Raw genomic sequence first — 13600 nt, forward strand, 5'->3', positions numbered from 1 at the left:
AATTCAGACGTTATAATAACGGCCCCAACAACCCCATACCATGAACAAAACTCCAGAACAAACAGCACGGGATAGCATTGACGCAATGCTTGCGCGTGCAGGCTGGGTGGTTGTTGATAAAGCAGCCATTAACTGGAATCTAGGGCCGGGGCTGGCGGTTCGGGAATACCAGACCGACGTGGGGCCTGCGGATTATGTTTTGTTTGTGGACCGCAAGCCTTTGGGCGTGATCGAGGCCAAGAAAGAAACCGAAGGCCATCGCCTGAGCACTCATGAAACCCAGGCTGAATTTTACGCTCAGAGCAGGCTGAAATGGTTTGCGGACAGCCAGCCCCTTCCTTTTGTGTATGAAAGCACCGGCATATTAACCCGGTTTACAGACATGAGAGATCCCAAACCCCGCGCTCGCCCGGTCTTTTCATTTCATCATCCAGTCACATTAAAACAAAGCATCCAGCAGCAAACCAGCCTGCGCCAGCGCCTGCAGCATATGCCGGATCTGCCTGTGCAGGGGCTTAGAAACTGCCAGATCAGGGCCATTACCAGGCTTGAAAAATCCTTCCGGGAAAACAGGCCCCGGGCCTTGGTTCAGATGGCCACGGGCAGCGGCAAAACATACACCGCCATAACTTCTGTTTACCGTCTGCTCAAATACGCGGATGCCAAAAGGGTTTTGTTTCTGGTGGATACCAGAAACCTGGGAGAGCAGGCCGAGCAGGAGTTCATGGGCTACCTGCCCAGTGACGACAACCGCAAATTCACCGAGCTATATAACGTGCGGCGGCTGAATTCCAAGTACGTGCCGCCGGACAGCCAGGTGTGCATCAGCACCATCCAGCGCATGTATTCCATTCTCAAGGGTGAAGACCTGGAAGATACTGCGGAGCAGACCAACCCCCATGAATTCGTGGCTACGGGTCCGCCCAGGGAAATTGAATATAATGAAAAGGTCCCCCCGGAATTTTTTGATTTCATCGTGATCGATGAATGCCACCGCTCCATCTACAACCTGTGGAAACAGGTGCTGGATTATTTTGACGCCTTTTACATCGGCCTGACCGCCACCCCGGACAAGCGGACCTTTGCCTTTTTCAATGAAAACGTGGTCAGCGAATACCGGCATGAAGAAGCCGTGGCTGACGGAGTCAATGTGGGGTTTGACACCTATCTGATAGAGACAAAGATCACCAGGGATGGGTCCAGGCTGGTGGCCGAGCAATGGGTGGACAAGCGCGAGCGCCTGACCCGGAAAAAGCGCTGGGAGCAGCTTGATGAGGAAGTGGTTTACACACCAAGCGATCTGGACCGGGACGTGGTCAATCCCAGCCAGATCAGAAACGTAATCAAGGCCTTCAGGGATAAACTTCCGGAAATGTTCCCCGGACGCGAAGAAATCCCCAAAACGCTTATTTTTGCCAAAACCGACAGCCATGCTGATGATATTATTCAGATAGTGCGCGAGGAATTTGCCGAGGGCAATGATTTCTGCAAAAAGGTCACCTACAGGTCAGAGGAAGACCCCAAATCCGTGCTGGCCTCGTTCCGCAACGATTATAACCCCAGGATCGCGGTCACTGTTGACATGATCGCCACGGGCACGGATGTAAAGCCCCTGGAATGCCTGGTCTTCATGCGCGATGTCCGCTCCAGAAACTATTTTGAACAGATGAAAGGCCGGGGAACCCGGACCCAGGGCTATGATGACCTGAAAAAGGTGACTCCTTCGGTGCACAGCGCCAAAACCGGATTTGTGATCGTGGATGCCGTGGGCGTGAGCAGATCCGTTAAAACCGACAGCCGCCCCCTGGAGCGCAAAAAATCCGTACCCTTGAAGGATCTCCTTCAGGCCGCGCTCATGGGACAGACCGATGAAGACCTGTACTCGTCCCTGGCCGGCCGTTTGGCCCGGCTGGATAAGCAGATCACGGATAATGAACGAGACAGGTTCAAAGAGCTGGCCCACGGGAAATCCATCAACCAGCTGACGCATGAACTCCTGGATGCCCATAATCCGGACAGAATCATAGAACACGCTGCGCAAAAGTTTGATCTGCCGCCGGGTACAGAGCCGGATAAGAATTTACAGCAGACTGCTCAAAAAGAGTTGATCCACCGGGCCAGGGACACCTTTACCGGCGAGCTGAATGAATATATTGAAACCGTGCGCAAGTCCCATGAGCAGATCATAGATGATGTCAACCTGGACAGGCTTGAATTTGCCGGGTGGGACAGGCAGGCTGGCATAAAGGCCCGGGAGGTCATCGAAGATTTTAAAACCTTTATGCAGGTCTACAAGGATGAGATCACGGCCCTTTCCATATTCTACAACCAGCCGTACAACCGCCGCCATGTCACCTATGCCATGCTCCGGGAAGTGCTGGACACCTTGAAGCTGAAAAAACCCGGCCTTGCCCCGGCCAGGGTCTGGCAGGCCTTTGAACAGGTGGAAAAGGTCAAGGGCAGATCCCCGAAAAGCGAACTCACAGCCCTGGTTTCCCTGATCCGGCGGGTCTCCGGTGTTGATGAGACCCTGACTGCTTTTGATCAGACCGTGGACCGCAACTTTAAAAAATGGGTGTTTGCCAGGCAGGCCGGAGCTGCCGCAAAATTCAGCGAAGAACAGATGACCTGGCTGCGCATGATCAAGGACCATATCATCAGCTCCGCGCATATTGAAAAGGATGATCTGGATTACGCCCCGTTTGACGGACAGGGGGGCATTGGCAAGATGTATCAGTTGTTTGGTGATGATCTGGATTCGATTATTGATGAGATGAATGAGGCTTTGGCGGCGTAATGATGAAAAACAAATCAAACATTTTTCCTAATAGTTGGATAGAAAAAACAATTGAAGACGTTTGCACCAGCCCACAATATGGTTATACAACAAAAGCTGTCGAAAATGGAGACATAAAACTTTTAAGAACAACAGATATTACATCGGGCAAAATAAATTGGAAGACGGTACCTTATTGTTTAAAGAACCCAGAAAATCCAAAAAAATATTTTTTAAAAGAGGGAGATATTGTTATATCTCGTGCTGGTTCAGTTGGTATTAGCTATTTGATTACAAAACCAGAAAAAGCGGTATTTGCTTCTTATTTGATTCGTTTTAATCCATTAATAAACAAAAAACTATTCAAATATTTCTTAGAAAGCCCATTTTATTGGACAAACATATCAGAAAAAAAACTTGGAATAGCTGTTCAAAATGTAAATGCAACGAAATTAAAATCCATTAAATTGCCAGTCCCTCCCCTTAGCGAACAACTCCGCATTGTAGACAAAATCGAAGAACTCTTTTCCGAACTGGACAACGGCGTTGAAAGCCTGAAAAAAGCCAGGGAACAGTTGAAAACCTATCGTCAGGCTGTGCTGAAATATGCCTTTGAAGGCAAGCTGACCCAGGAATGGCGGGAACAGCAGATACAGGCCGGAAACCCGCTGGAGCCTGCGGAAAAGCTTCTGGAACGCATCAAAAAAGAGCGGGAAGCGCATTATCAGAAACAGGTGGAAGAATGGAAAAAGGCCTGTGAGCAGGCAAAGAAAGACGGCAGTAAAAAAACCGCCAAACCCAGAAAACCCAAAGACCTGTCGCCACTCACGGAAAATGAACTGGCTGAGTTGCCGGAACTGCCAGATGCTTGGGGATGGTCATATCTCGACTATTGTGGTTATTGGACTGGGGGAGGAACTCCAAGCAAACAAAGAAAAGATTATTGGCTTGATGGAGATGTTTTGTGGGTTTCCCCGAAAGACATGAAGAATCAATATATAAAAATTACGATTGATAAGATAACAAAGGCTGCTGTTGAAGAATCAAGTGCAAAGCTTATTCCATCGGACTCAGTTTTATTTGTTGTACGGAGTGGAATTTTGCGAAGAACACTGCCTGTATCAATTACAACTGAAATTTCCACAGTAAATCAGGATTTACAAGCGTTTACTCCATTTAAAGTTTTCCCCGAATATGTTTATTGGTACTGTGTAGCGAATGAATTTAATATTCGCAATAATTGCGCGAAAAGTGGAACAACGGTTGAAAGCATCGAAACAACCCAGCTAAAAAAGTATAGAATATCTTTATGCTCACCGGAAGAACAACAAGCCATAGTTTCCGAAATCGAAATCCGCCTCTCAGTCTGTGATCAGCTGGAACAAACCATTGAAGACAGCCTGACAAAGGCTGAAGCCCTGCGGCAGAGCATTCTGAAAAAGGCATTTGAAGGGGAGCTGACCAGGGAGTGGAGGGCGGCGCACCCGGAACTGATTTCCGGTGAAAACTCGGCGGAAAGCCTGCTGGCGCGTATCCGGGAGGAAAAGGAAAGCCTGCGTAAGAATTCACCGCAAAGGCTCAAAAGACGCAAAGGGAAATCAAACAAATGAACAAGGCAGGAATAACTAAACTGATCCGCGCTGGAGAGGGGATTGCTGTCGAATTCAAGGAGTGCCGAAGCGGTCTGAGCAGAAATGTTTTTGAAAGTATATGTGCGTTCCTTAACCGGAACGGCGGAGATTTGTTCCTTGGCGTGGATGATAATGGAACAATAACCGGCATCGATATCGAGGCGGTGGAGCAGGTCAAAAAAGACTTGGTCACCGGTCTGAATAACCCGCAGAGACTGAATCCATCATTCTACCTGTCCCCCGAGGATTGGACCATCCAGGGGAAAAGGATAATCCGTCTTTTTGTACCCGAAAGCTCCCAGGTTCATCGTTTCAACGGCAGGATATACGACCGGAATGAGGACGGTGACTTCGATATTACCGGCAATACAAACCTGGTCGCCGCCCTTTATGCCCGGAAACAGACCTCTTATTCCGAAAATCGCATCTATCCTTATGTCACCATTAAAGATCTCCGTTCAGACCTTATAGCCAAGGCTCGAACATTGGCAGTGAACCAAAAGCCCGGTCATCCCTGGTCAGGGATGACGGATATGGAGCTGCTGCAAAGCGCTCAGCTTTTCCAGCGTGACTATCAGAGCGGAAAAAAGGGCTTTTCACTTGCGGCAGTCCTCCTCTTGGGAGAAGATCAGGTAATTCTGTCTGTCCTTCCCCACCACCGCACTGATGCTCTGCTTCGGCGTGATAATATCGACAGGTATGACGATCGCGATGATATCCGGACAAACCTGGTCGAGAGTTACGAACGCCTGATGACATTCGTCGCCAAACATCTTCCGGACAAGTTTTTCATGGAAAAGGCTCAGCGTATTAGTCTCAGAGATCATATGTTCAGGGAAGTGGCGGCAAACATGCTCATTCACCGTGAATTTCTGAATCCCTATCCGGCCAAGCTCGTTATTGAAACCCATCGGCTGTTTACCGAAAACAGCAACAAGCCCCATGGACAGGGATTGATCAATCCAGCCAGTTTTTCACCCTTTCCCAAGAACCCGGTAATCGCCCGCTTCTTCAAGGAGATCGGGCGGGCGGATGAGCTTGGCTCCGGGGTGAGGAATCTTTTCAAGTACTGCCGCCACTATTCCGGGGGAAAAGATCCTGAAATGATTGAGGAAGATATTTTTAAGTGCATCGTACCGCTCACCCCGCAAGTTACCGAGCAAGTTACCGAGCAAGTTACCGAGCAAGTTACCGAGCAAGTCACCGAGCAAGTCAAAAATATTATTGCGTTTTGCATGATCCCAAAATCGACCTCTGAAATTATGAACCTACTTGGCTTGAAGCATCGTGAGCATTTTAGAGCAACCATTCTTAAGCCATTACTGAAAGAAGGCCTCTTAAAGCCTGTGATCCCTGACAAGCCTAAGAGTCCAAAACAAAAATACTATACAAACTTAGAAAAGAAATAATATGAACGACACGGCAAGCATTGTTTCAAGAGTCTGGAGTTTCTGCCACACCCTGCGCGATGACGGGGTGAGTTACGGTGATTATCTGGAACAGCTCACTTATCTTTTGTTCCTCAAAATGGCTGATGAATACAGCAGGATTTACAAAAAAGATGTAGGCATTCCGGAAGAATACAGATGGGACAGCCTGAAAACCCGGAAAGGCGCGGATCTCGAAGCCCATTACATCACCCTGCTAAGAAGCCTGGGGAAGCAGAAAGGCATGATCGGGCAGATCTTTGTCAAATCCCAGAACCAGATCCAGGACCCGGCCAAGCTCTTCAAGATCATCCACATGATCGACGCGGAAAACTGGGTCATGATGGGCGCGGACGTCAAAGGGGATATTTACGAGAGCCTGCTGGAAAAAAACGCTGAAGACGTTAAAAGCGGAGCCGGGCAATATTTTACCCCAAGATCCCTGATCCGGGCCATGGTGGAATGCGTCCGGCCTGAACCCTTAAAAACCATCGCCGACCCGGCCTGCGGCACCGGCGGGTTTTTCCTGGCTGCTTATGATTTTTTAGTCAGGGAGTACAACCTGGACAAGGAGCAGAAAAAGTTTCTTAAGAATCAGACCTTGTTCGGCAACGAGATCGTGGCCAACACCAGGCGCCTGGCACTCATGAACTGTTTCCTGCACAACATTGGAGAGATTACCGGTGAATCAGCCATTTCACCCAATGACGCATTGATCGCAGATACCGGTGACCGTTACGACTATGTCCTGACCAATCCGCCCTTTGGTAAGAAAAGCAGCATCACCATCACCAACGGCCTGGGCAAACAGGAAAAAGAAGACCTGCGCTACAACCGGCAGGATTTCTGGGCCACCACCTCCAACAAACAGCTCAATTTTGTCCAGCATGTGCGCACCATGCTCAAGACCACCGGGCAGGCTGCCGTGGTGGTGCCGGACAATGTGCTCTTTGAAGGGGGAGCTGGTGAAACCGTGCGGCGAAAGCTCCTGGACAATACCGACCTGCACACCATCCTGAGGCTTCCCACCGGCATCTTTTACGCCCAGGGGGTCAAGGCCAATGTGATCTTTTTCGACAACAAGCCCGCGGCCAAAGCTCCCTGGACCAGGGAAGTCTGGTTCTATGATTTCAGGACCAACATTCATTTCACCAAAAAGAAAAACCTGATGACCTACCAGGACCTCAAAGATTTTGTTGCCTGCTACAATCCCAGGAACCGCCATCAGCGCAAAGAAACCTGGTCTGAAGACAACCCGGACGGCAGGTGGCGCAGATTCACGTATGACGAGATCATCGCCCGGGACAAAACCAGCCTGGACATCTTCTGGATCAGGGATGAAAGCCTGGCTGATCTGGACAACCTGCCTGACCCGGATGTGCTGGCCGAAGAGATCGTGGAAAACCTCGAGGCCGGCGCCCAGAGTTTCAGGCGGATCATGGAATCCATCAATGGACGATGAAGCCAGATACACTGACTGGGACCGCCGTGACGACATCAAGGCTGAACTCAAGGCCGATCTGATCAACCTCCTGGCCGGACACGGCCATCCCCCGGTGGATAGAGATGAAGTGTACAAGGAAATTTTTGAGCAGGCTGAGAATTTCAAGAAATATCAAAGCAGGGTCGGGGGTTAACCTGACAGGAGACCTGCTGAGCAGTTGCATTAAAACTTGACTTTCGGTCCGAATATGGCACTTTATTCAGACTGGAGGAAAAAATATGAATATTACAAACGATATTAAACCGGTTACCTTTTTAAAATCACGGGCAGCCGATTTACTCAGGCAAATTAATGAAACGCATCGGCCTGTTATAATAACCCAAAATGGTGAACCTCGAGCTGTGCTTCAAGATCCTCAGAGTTACGAAAATATGCGTAATGCCCTCGGTCTGTTAAAGCTGATTTCAATAGGGGAAGCCGATATCAGGGAGGGACGGACAAAGTCACAAGAAGAAGTGTTCGATGAAATCGAGAGCGCACTGAAAGAAATCGATAAATGAGCCAGGCATACCAAATTAAATGGGCTGCTGTTGCGCAAAGCGATTTGAAACAGATAATTGATCATATAGCAGCTGACAGCCCGGAAAGTGGGCTGCGAATACTGAAAAGCATCAGAGAGAAGGCGTCAAGACTCTACACCCTGCCTGATCAGGGCAGGATCGTACCGGAGCTGAAAGATCAGGGCATACACATTTATCGAGAAATAATTGTTCCTCCCTGGCGGATTATTTACAGAATATCAGAGATAACTGTTTTTGTTTTATCCGTTATAGATTCCAGACGGAATGTTGAAGATATCTTGCTGGATCGATTCGTCAAATAAAAGATTTGCCAGACAGTTTCCGGTAATAACCCTCCATCAGCTGGAGCAATGGTATTTGCTGCTACTAAGAAACAACCCTGTTTTTACCCTGTTTTTTGGCCGTATACATGAGCTTGTCTGCCCGGACGATCATCTCTTCCAGAGACTCATCAGCCCTGTGTTCCACCACCCCGGCGCTGACCGTGATCCTCAGAGGTTTGCCGTATGGACCGATTTCCAGACTGGAACAGGCCTCCTTTATTTTTTCAGCCACCTGAACAGCCTTGTCTATGGAGCAGTTTGCAAAAAGTATAACAAACTCTTCTCCACCCCATCTGCAAAATACATCTGCTTCCCGAATGACCCCCAGGATGGTCCTGGATATATCTTTTAGGACCAGATCACCCATCTGGTGTCCGTGCTGATCATTTACTTCCTTAAAGTTGTCAATATCAACAAGCATTAATGACAACGGATCTCCACTTCTATGTTTTTGTTTGATCGTGTGCGAGAAGATCAAAGAAAAGGCGTTTCTGTTGAATGCCCCTGTCAGGGGATCAATGCTGGCCAGTTTTTCAAGATTCTGGTGGTATCTCCTCAGCAAAATGCTGACAATGGCAATTACTGACAGGGTAATAAGCATGCCTATGACAAAATTCTGCTTGAGCCTGCTTCCAAGGACCTGTTCCATGTCATCAGTGCTTTTCAAGATAACCAGGAAAAGATTGAACTCAGGAATAAACCTTGAGTTTACCAGGTAGGAACGGCCATCTACTTTGTATTCAAAAGAAGCTCCAGGTGTGGTCAGGATATTCAGGGCCCGGGTGGAAAAGCCTTTCCAGTGGTGCAGGTCCAGGGGAAAGGCAAAATCATCTGCATGCAGCACTGTCTTGCCTGCATTATCAACAAAAAAGACTGTGCTGTTGTATTTCCCCTGATAAGCATTCAGAACACTCTGAACCTGGCTGAGTTCAAGCCCGACACCGGTTACCCCGATCAGCTCCCCTTTAAAATCATGCACCTGGTAGTTCACAAAAATGGTCATCCGGGAAGGATCTGCTGTATCTGCATCAATGTTTATTTCGTAAGGCGCGGGCAAAGACCTGGACCGGAAATACCAGGAATCGCCCGGATCATCCCTGGATACTTTTTTAATTATTCCATCAGGATGGTAATAATTATGGGTGATATCGGAAACAAAAAAGGCTGTAACTGTCTTAAACCTGTTCTGGATTTCAGACAGATACCTGATCATCCTTTGAGGCTCTTTTTCTCCGGAAACCACCCACTCTTTGACAAAAGTGTCATGAGCCATCTGGGAGGAAATATGAATTGAAAGGACAAGATCTTTTTGAATTTCAGAATAAATATTGTCACTTGTCAGAGGAAGGGTGTTCTGATGAATTTCCTCCTGAATGGTCCTTTGGGCAACAAAATAACCTGTAAGCAGTGTAGAACCGAAACCAGCTAAAAGAAGTGCTGATATCAGAATAATAATCCAGTATTTTCTTATCATTTTTAGTGGGTTAGAAAGTTTGGAACAGGATTGGGGATAAAAATCAGGATTGTCCTGATAAAAAAGACGGTTAAAGATAAAAAAATCAGCACTCAATGCAAGAATCCTTGTGTTACATTTTTTTTAATGCCAGGATGATGCAGGGCTCAAGGCCCGGAAACCCGGTCCAAGGCCGAAAGTCTGGAGAATATAAAGTCGAATCCATGCCGGCCGGGCACGTATTGTTTATTAAGCATTCTTAACAGAAACAGGTGATCAACATGTCCAAGTGGAAAGCCTATAATGAACTGGCCTGGACTGAAGAGTGGCTGGGCGAACCGTCTGAATATCAGGAAGAAGTTTCAGTTTATGTCAGGCTGGTCCACGAGTATTCAGCCCAGCCTCCTAAAACCATGCTCCACCTGGGCAGCGGCGCAGGCAGCCATGACCGGTTCCTTAAGCACCACTTTCAAATAACCGGAGTGGACCTGAGCCCGGGCATGCAGGACCTGGCCAGGACAGCCAACCCGGAAGTTGAGTACATCCAGGGTGACATGCGCACCATCCGCCTGAATAAAGAGTTTGATGTAGTGGTTATTCCGGACAGCATTGATTACATGCAAACCGAGGATGATTTGGGCCAGGCCATTAAGACTGCAGTCCTGCACCTGAAGCCGGGCGGGGTGTTGCTGGTGGTGGGCAAGACCAGAGAAACCTTCATGAACAATAATTTTGCCTATTCAGGCCACAAAAAAGGCATCCACGTCACCCTTATGGAGAATAACCACGTCTATCCGGATCAGCCTGACTCTTATGAGGCTGTCTTCTGTTACCTGATCCGGGAGAAGACAGATCTGACCATGCACACTGAACAGCATGCTCTGGGTCTTTTTTCAGAAAAACAGTGGGCCGGGGTGTTCAAAAGGGCAGGCATGACCATGGACCAGAAACCACTGACTGGAATCTATGACCGGCACATCCTGAACCAGGGGGAATACCCCATGATTATATTTGTCGGATGCAAAGGATAATCTTTACAGCTTGTCTGACTTTGTCCCCTTTTCTCCTGCCGGCCTGTTCCGGAACAACCTGGTCAGGCCGGAAAAACAACCATCCAAAGGTCGTTTCAGTAAAGCTGATTCTGGTCCGGACAGGACTGAACAGTGACTCAGAAACAGCCGGCTGATAATGATCCAGGACAGATACTGCTGGCTTGCTGCCTCATTTGACCCAGCCTCTGCTTACTGAGCCATCTGCTGCATCATTTCCTGCATCATTTCCATCATCTCGTCCATCTCCTGCTGGGAAGGCATGTCCTGGATTGAAGGCATCCCTTCCATCCCTTCAGACATGGAACCAAACCCCATGGCCTGGGGAATGCTTGAGACCTGAGTATAACCAGCGGGTACTTCAAAGAGACTTTCAGCCTGCCTGCCCTTGCTGATATTCTTGAGGTGGGACACCACCCTGCCGCCCATATGGGCCGGGAGACTGGTTTCTGTCTTCAGGGCGTAATTCAGCTCCCTGGAATACCAGAGTTTCATGGATACGGTCATGGGCTGTCCATCCTGGCCCGGACCGATTTCCAGCTGTCCCTGGTAGATGCTGGTTTTGTACCCTTCTATGGTTTCTGATCCGACTTTCTCAAATCCATTTTCTTTTATAAACTCATCAAAATCCCGGACATGGGCACCTGGATAGTCCTGGCTCATCTCCTCAAGATCAGTGACCACATACTTCCGGGTTTCATCAAAAACCTGGTAGACCATGGGATACTTCACAATACTGGTCATGCCCATCATTTCGGTCCGGGACAGGTCTGGATTTTTATGATAAAATTTTCCGGTCTGCAGGCCAAAGGCCGTTTCCATGACCATGTCCGCTGAAAACTCAGCAGCATGACCAGCCTGGGCTAAAAGAAAAAACAGCACTGAAAATATTCTGATGGTCTTCATGGTTCCGGCCTCCACCTGCAGTTATCCCGGCTTCATCCTTGAACTGGCTGATCCTGATTCCGGGGTCAGGGATCAGCCCTTGACTGGATCTGAACAAATGCCGGGGCCGGGGATCAGCCCTTGACTGGATCTGAACAAATGCCGGGGCCGGGTTTATGGTCAAGGGTGCACTATCCAGAGAATAACCCGGCCCCGGCTCCTGAGTGGGTAGAATAATACGCCCAACCCAGAAGCAAGTCAAAGATCCATCATAAATCTTATGCCAAGGGGATGTAGATTCTTTTTGATGCTGACCAAGAAAAGATAAAGAATTCAAGGAGATTGAGTGGTGGGCAATGCAGGACTCGAACCTGCGGCCTCCAGCTCCGGAGGCTGGCGCTCTATCCACCTGAGCTAATTGCCCTCCAGGGGAATTGATCAAATATTCCTCTGTTCCCAGGATGTCAAGCACCTGGTTCCGGTGTTTTTGAACAGGACCTTATATTCGGTCAGACCAGATTAAGGACAGCCATTGTAAGTTCAGCCGAATTCATTTATTAATTTTACTTCAGCAAAATACATCAGCAAAGGTTCACCAATGAAAAAAATCATTCTGGCCCTGACCGGTGCCAGTGGAATGCCGTATGGGTTGGAACTCATCCGCCAGATCAAAAAACAGGATTTTGAACTGCACCTGATCCTGTCGGATGCGGCCCGCATGGTTCTTGACCTGGAAGCACCAGGCCATGAACAGGTTTTGTCCCTGGCCGACCATGTGTTTAGCCAGGACCAGCTGGGAGCGCCTGCTTCCAGCGGGTCATTCTTCCACCAGGGGATGATCGTCTGCCCCTGCTCAATGGCCAGCCTGGCAGCCATTGCCAACGGTCTGGGCAATAACCTGGTCCACAGGGCTGCTGACGTCTGCCTCAAGGAGAAACGCCCCCTTATCCTGGTGCCCAGGGAAACTCCCCTCAACCGCATCCACCTGGAAAACATGCTCAAAGCCCATGACTGCGGGGCAACCATTCTTCCGCCCTGCCCCGGATTCTACCATGGCCCCCAAAGCATGGATGACCTGATCAAACATATTACCGGCAGGATACTTGACGCTCTGGGCATTGAAAACAATTTATTTAAACGCTGGGAAGGTGTCTGACCGGCAGCCCTGGTAACGCTCTCAAAGCACATGCCACCCTAAGTTCATAACAGCATGGAGGACATCATGGCCAATCAGCTCATCTGGCATGGACATGCCAATTTCGAGATTATCACTCCTGATCTGAACATCTTTATTGATCCCTGGTTTACAGGAAACCCTTCAGCCCAAACCAGTTCAGCCTCAGTTAAAAAAGCCGACCTGGTTCTGGTCACCCATGACCATGCCGATCACCTGGGTCAGGCCGTGGAGATCTGTAAAAATACAGGCGCTCACCTGGGAGCCATTGTCGAATTAGCCGGCAGATGCAAGGCCCAGGGAGTCAGGCCGGACCAGATCCTTAATGGTATCGGATTCAACATCGGGGGGACTGTGGAATTCAAGGGAGTCCAGGTGACCATGACTCAGGCTGAACACTCTTCAGACCAGGGTGTCTGCGTGGGCTTCATCCTTACCCTTGAGAATGGATTCTGCATCTACCATGCCGGGGATACCGGCATTTTCGCCACCATGGGACTCTGGGGTGAACTCTATCAAATAGATCTGGCTATCCTGCCCACTGGCGGGGTTTTCACCATGGATTCCAGGCAGGCTGCCCTGGCCTGCAGACTCCTCAAGTGCAGGCAGGTTGTCCCCATGCACTGGGGTTCATTCCCGGTTCTGGAACAGGATACTCAATCCTTTGCCCGGGAATTGACCCAAAGGGCGCCGGAAACCGAGCTGATCAGCATGGAGCCCGGTCAGAAAATCTCCCTTTGATTACTGCCGAAAAAGCCGGGCCATCAACTTGCCTCCAAAATCCGAACAACCTGCAGGCTGACCTCACTCCGGGCCAAAGCCCGGACTGGTCTTCCAGGCAGGGGTGTTCAAGGGCA

At 49.2% G+C, this 13600-nt stretch carries 12 protein-coding genes and 1 tRNA gene; 10 read left to right on the top strand and 3 right to left on the bottom strand.

Features of this window, described 5'->3' with window-relative positions; translation table 11 throughout:
• Window positions 1–85 precede the first annotated feature (85 nt).
• From P771_RS0108180 to P771_RS0108210, 7 genes are all read left to right on the top strand, one after another.
• Window positions 86–2797: a type I restriction endonuclease subunit R gene (locus tag P771_RS0108180; RefSeq protein ID WP_244147309.1), complete on the top strand. Its 2712-nt coding sequence runs from the start codon at window positions 86–88 to the stop codon at window positions 2795–2797.
• Window positions 2797–4386, top strand: a complete 1590-nt coding sequence (locus tag P771_RS16950; protein WP_051617211.1) for a restriction endonuclease subunit S — start codon at window positions 2797–2799, stop codon at window positions 4384–4386. The genes P771_RS0108180 and P771_RS16950 overlap by 1 nt, the downstream gene beginning before the upstream one ends.
• On the top strand, window positions 4383–5816 hold the full coding sequence (locus P771_RS0108190) for an RNA/DNA-binding domain-containing protein (RefSeq protein ID WP_028574765.1): 1434 nt from the start codon (window positions 4383–4385) through the stop codon (window positions 5814–5816). The genes P771_RS16950 and P771_RS0108190 overlap by 4 nt, the downstream gene beginning before the upstream one ends.
• Before the next feature lies 1 nt (window position 5817).
• Window positions 5818–7296, top strand: coding sequence for a class I SAM-dependent DNA methyltransferase (locus tag P771_RS0108195; RefSeq protein WP_028574766.1), 1479 nt, complete (start codon window positions 5818–5820; stop codon window positions 7294–7296).
• Entirely contained in the window at window positions 7286–7471 is a 186-nt protein-coding gene (locus P771_RS0108200; RefSeq protein WP_028574767.1) for a type I restriction enzyme endonuclease domain-containing protein, read from the top strand. Before P771_RS0108195 ends, P771_RS0108200 begins: the two co-directional genes overlap by 11 nt.
• An 85-nt stretch (window positions 7472–7556) precedes the next feature.
• Window positions 7557–7838, top strand: a complete 282-nt coding sequence (locus P771_RS0108205; RefSeq protein WP_028574768.1) for a type II toxin-antitoxin system Phd/YefM family antitoxin — start codon at window positions 7557–7559, stop codon at window positions 7836–7838.
• Window positions 7835–8161, top strand: a complete 327-nt coding sequence (locus tag P771_RS0108210) for a type II toxin-antitoxin system RelE/ParE family toxin (protein ID WP_028574769.1) — start codon at window positions 7835–7837, stop codon at window positions 8159–8161. Before P771_RS0108205 ends, P771_RS0108210 begins: the two co-directional genes overlap by 4 nt.
• A 64-nt stretch (window positions 8162–8225) precedes the next feature.
• Here P771_RS0108210 and P771_RS0108215 read toward each other — a convergent pair whose 3' ends face one another.
• Window positions 8226–9656, bottom strand: coding sequence for a sensor domain-containing diguanylate cyclase (locus P771_RS0108215; protein WP_028574770.1), 1431 nt, complete (start codon window positions 9654–9656; stop codon window positions 8226–8228).
• A gap of 260 nt (window positions 9657–9916) precedes the next feature.
• Between P771_RS0108215 and P771_RS0108220 the strand changes: the two genes are divergently transcribed.
• A complete protein-coding gene (locus tag P771_RS0108220; protein ID WP_035244142.1) occupies window positions 9917–10666 on the top strand; it encodes a class I SAM-dependent methyltransferase in 750 nt (249 codons plus the stop codon).
• A gap of 210 nt (window positions 10667–10876) precedes the next feature.
• Here P771_RS0108220 and P771_RS0108230 read toward each other — a convergent pair whose 3' ends face one another.
• Together P771_RS0108230 and P771_RS0108240 are read right to left on the bottom strand one after the other, a co-directional pair.
• Window positions 10877–11590: a DUF4412 domain-containing protein gene (locus P771_RS0108230; RefSeq protein WP_028574772.1), complete on the bottom strand. Its 714-nt coding sequence runs from the start codon at window positions 11588–11590 to the stop codon at window positions 10877–10879.
• A gap of 326 nt (window positions 11591–11916) precedes the next feature.
• A tRNA-Arg gene (locus P771_RS0108240) sits at window positions 11917–11993 on the bottom strand.
• Window positions 11994–12167: 174 nt separating this feature from the next.
• Here P771_RS0108240 and P771_RS0108250 point away from each other — a divergent pair.
• Both P771_RS0108250 and P771_RS0108255 read left to right on the top strand, forming a co-directional pair.
• Window positions 12168–12725: a UbiX family flavin prenyltransferase gene (locus P771_RS0108250; protein ID WP_028574773.1), complete on the top strand. Its 558-nt coding sequence runs from the start codon at window positions 12168–12170 to the stop codon at window positions 12723–12725.
• Window positions 12726–12791: 66 nt separating this feature from the next.
• A complete protein-coding gene (locus P771_RS0108255; protein WP_028574774.1) occupies window positions 12792–13484 on the top strand; it encodes a metal-dependent hydrolase in 693 nt (230 codons plus the stop codon).
• The last annotated feature ends 116 nt before the right edge of the window (window positions 13485–13600 follow it).

Source organism: Desulfonatronovibrio hydrogenovorans DSM 9292 (assembly GCF_000686525.1).
GTDB lineage: Bacteria > Desulfobacterota > Desulfovibrionia > Desulfovibrionales > Desulfonatronovibrionaceae > Desulfonatronovibrio > Desulfonatronovibrio hydrogenovorans.

Bases quoted from the DNA above. Each gene is read 5' to 3' on its own strand.
- P771_RS0108180 (WP_244147309.1), top strand. From the start codon at position 86: ATGCTTGCGCGTGCAGGCTGGGTGGTTGTTGATAAAGCAGCCATTAAC.
- P771_RS16950 (WP_051617211.1), top strand. From the start codon at position 2,797: ATGATGAAAAACAAATCAAACATTTTTCCTAATAGTTGGATAGAAAAA.
- P771_RS0108190 (WP_028574765.1), top strand. From the start codon at position 4,383: ATGAACAAGGCAGGAATAACTAAACTGATCCGCGCTGGAGAGGGGATT.
- P771_RS0108195 (WP_028574766.1), top strand. From the start codon at position 5,818: ATGAACGACACGGCAAGCATTGTTTCAAGAGTCTGGAGTTTCTGCCAC.
- P771_RS0108200 (WP_028574767.1), top strand. From the start codon at position 7,286: ATGGACGATGAAGCCAGATACACTGACTGGGACCGCCGTGACGACATC.
- P771_RS0108205 (WP_028574768.1), top strand. From the start codon at position 7,557: ATGAATATTACAAACGATATTAAACCGGTTACCTTTTTAAAATCACGG.
- P771_RS0108210 (WP_028574769.1), top strand. From the start codon at position 7,835: ATGAGCCAGGCATACCAAATTAAATGGGCTGCTGTTGCGCAAAGCGAT.
- P771_RS0108215 (WP_028574770.1), bottom strand. From the start codon at position 9,656: ATGATAAGAAAATACTGGATTATTATTCTGATATCAGCACTTCTTTTA.
- P771_RS0108220 (WP_035244142.1), top strand. From the start codon at position 9,917: ATGTCCAAGTGGAAAGCCTATAATGAACTGGCCTGGACTGAAGAGTGG.
- P771_RS0108230 (WP_028574772.1), bottom strand. From the start codon at position 11,590: ATGAAGACCATCAGAATATTTTCAGTGCTGTTTTTTCTTTTAGCCCAG.
- P771_RS0108250 (WP_028574773.1), top strand. From the start codon at position 12,168: ATGAAAAAAATCATTCTGGCCCTGACCGGTGCCAGTGGAATGCCGTAT.
- P771_RS0108255 (WP_028574774.1), top strand. From the start codon at position 12,792: ATGGCCAATCAGCTCATCTGGCATGGACATGCCAATTTCGAGATTATC.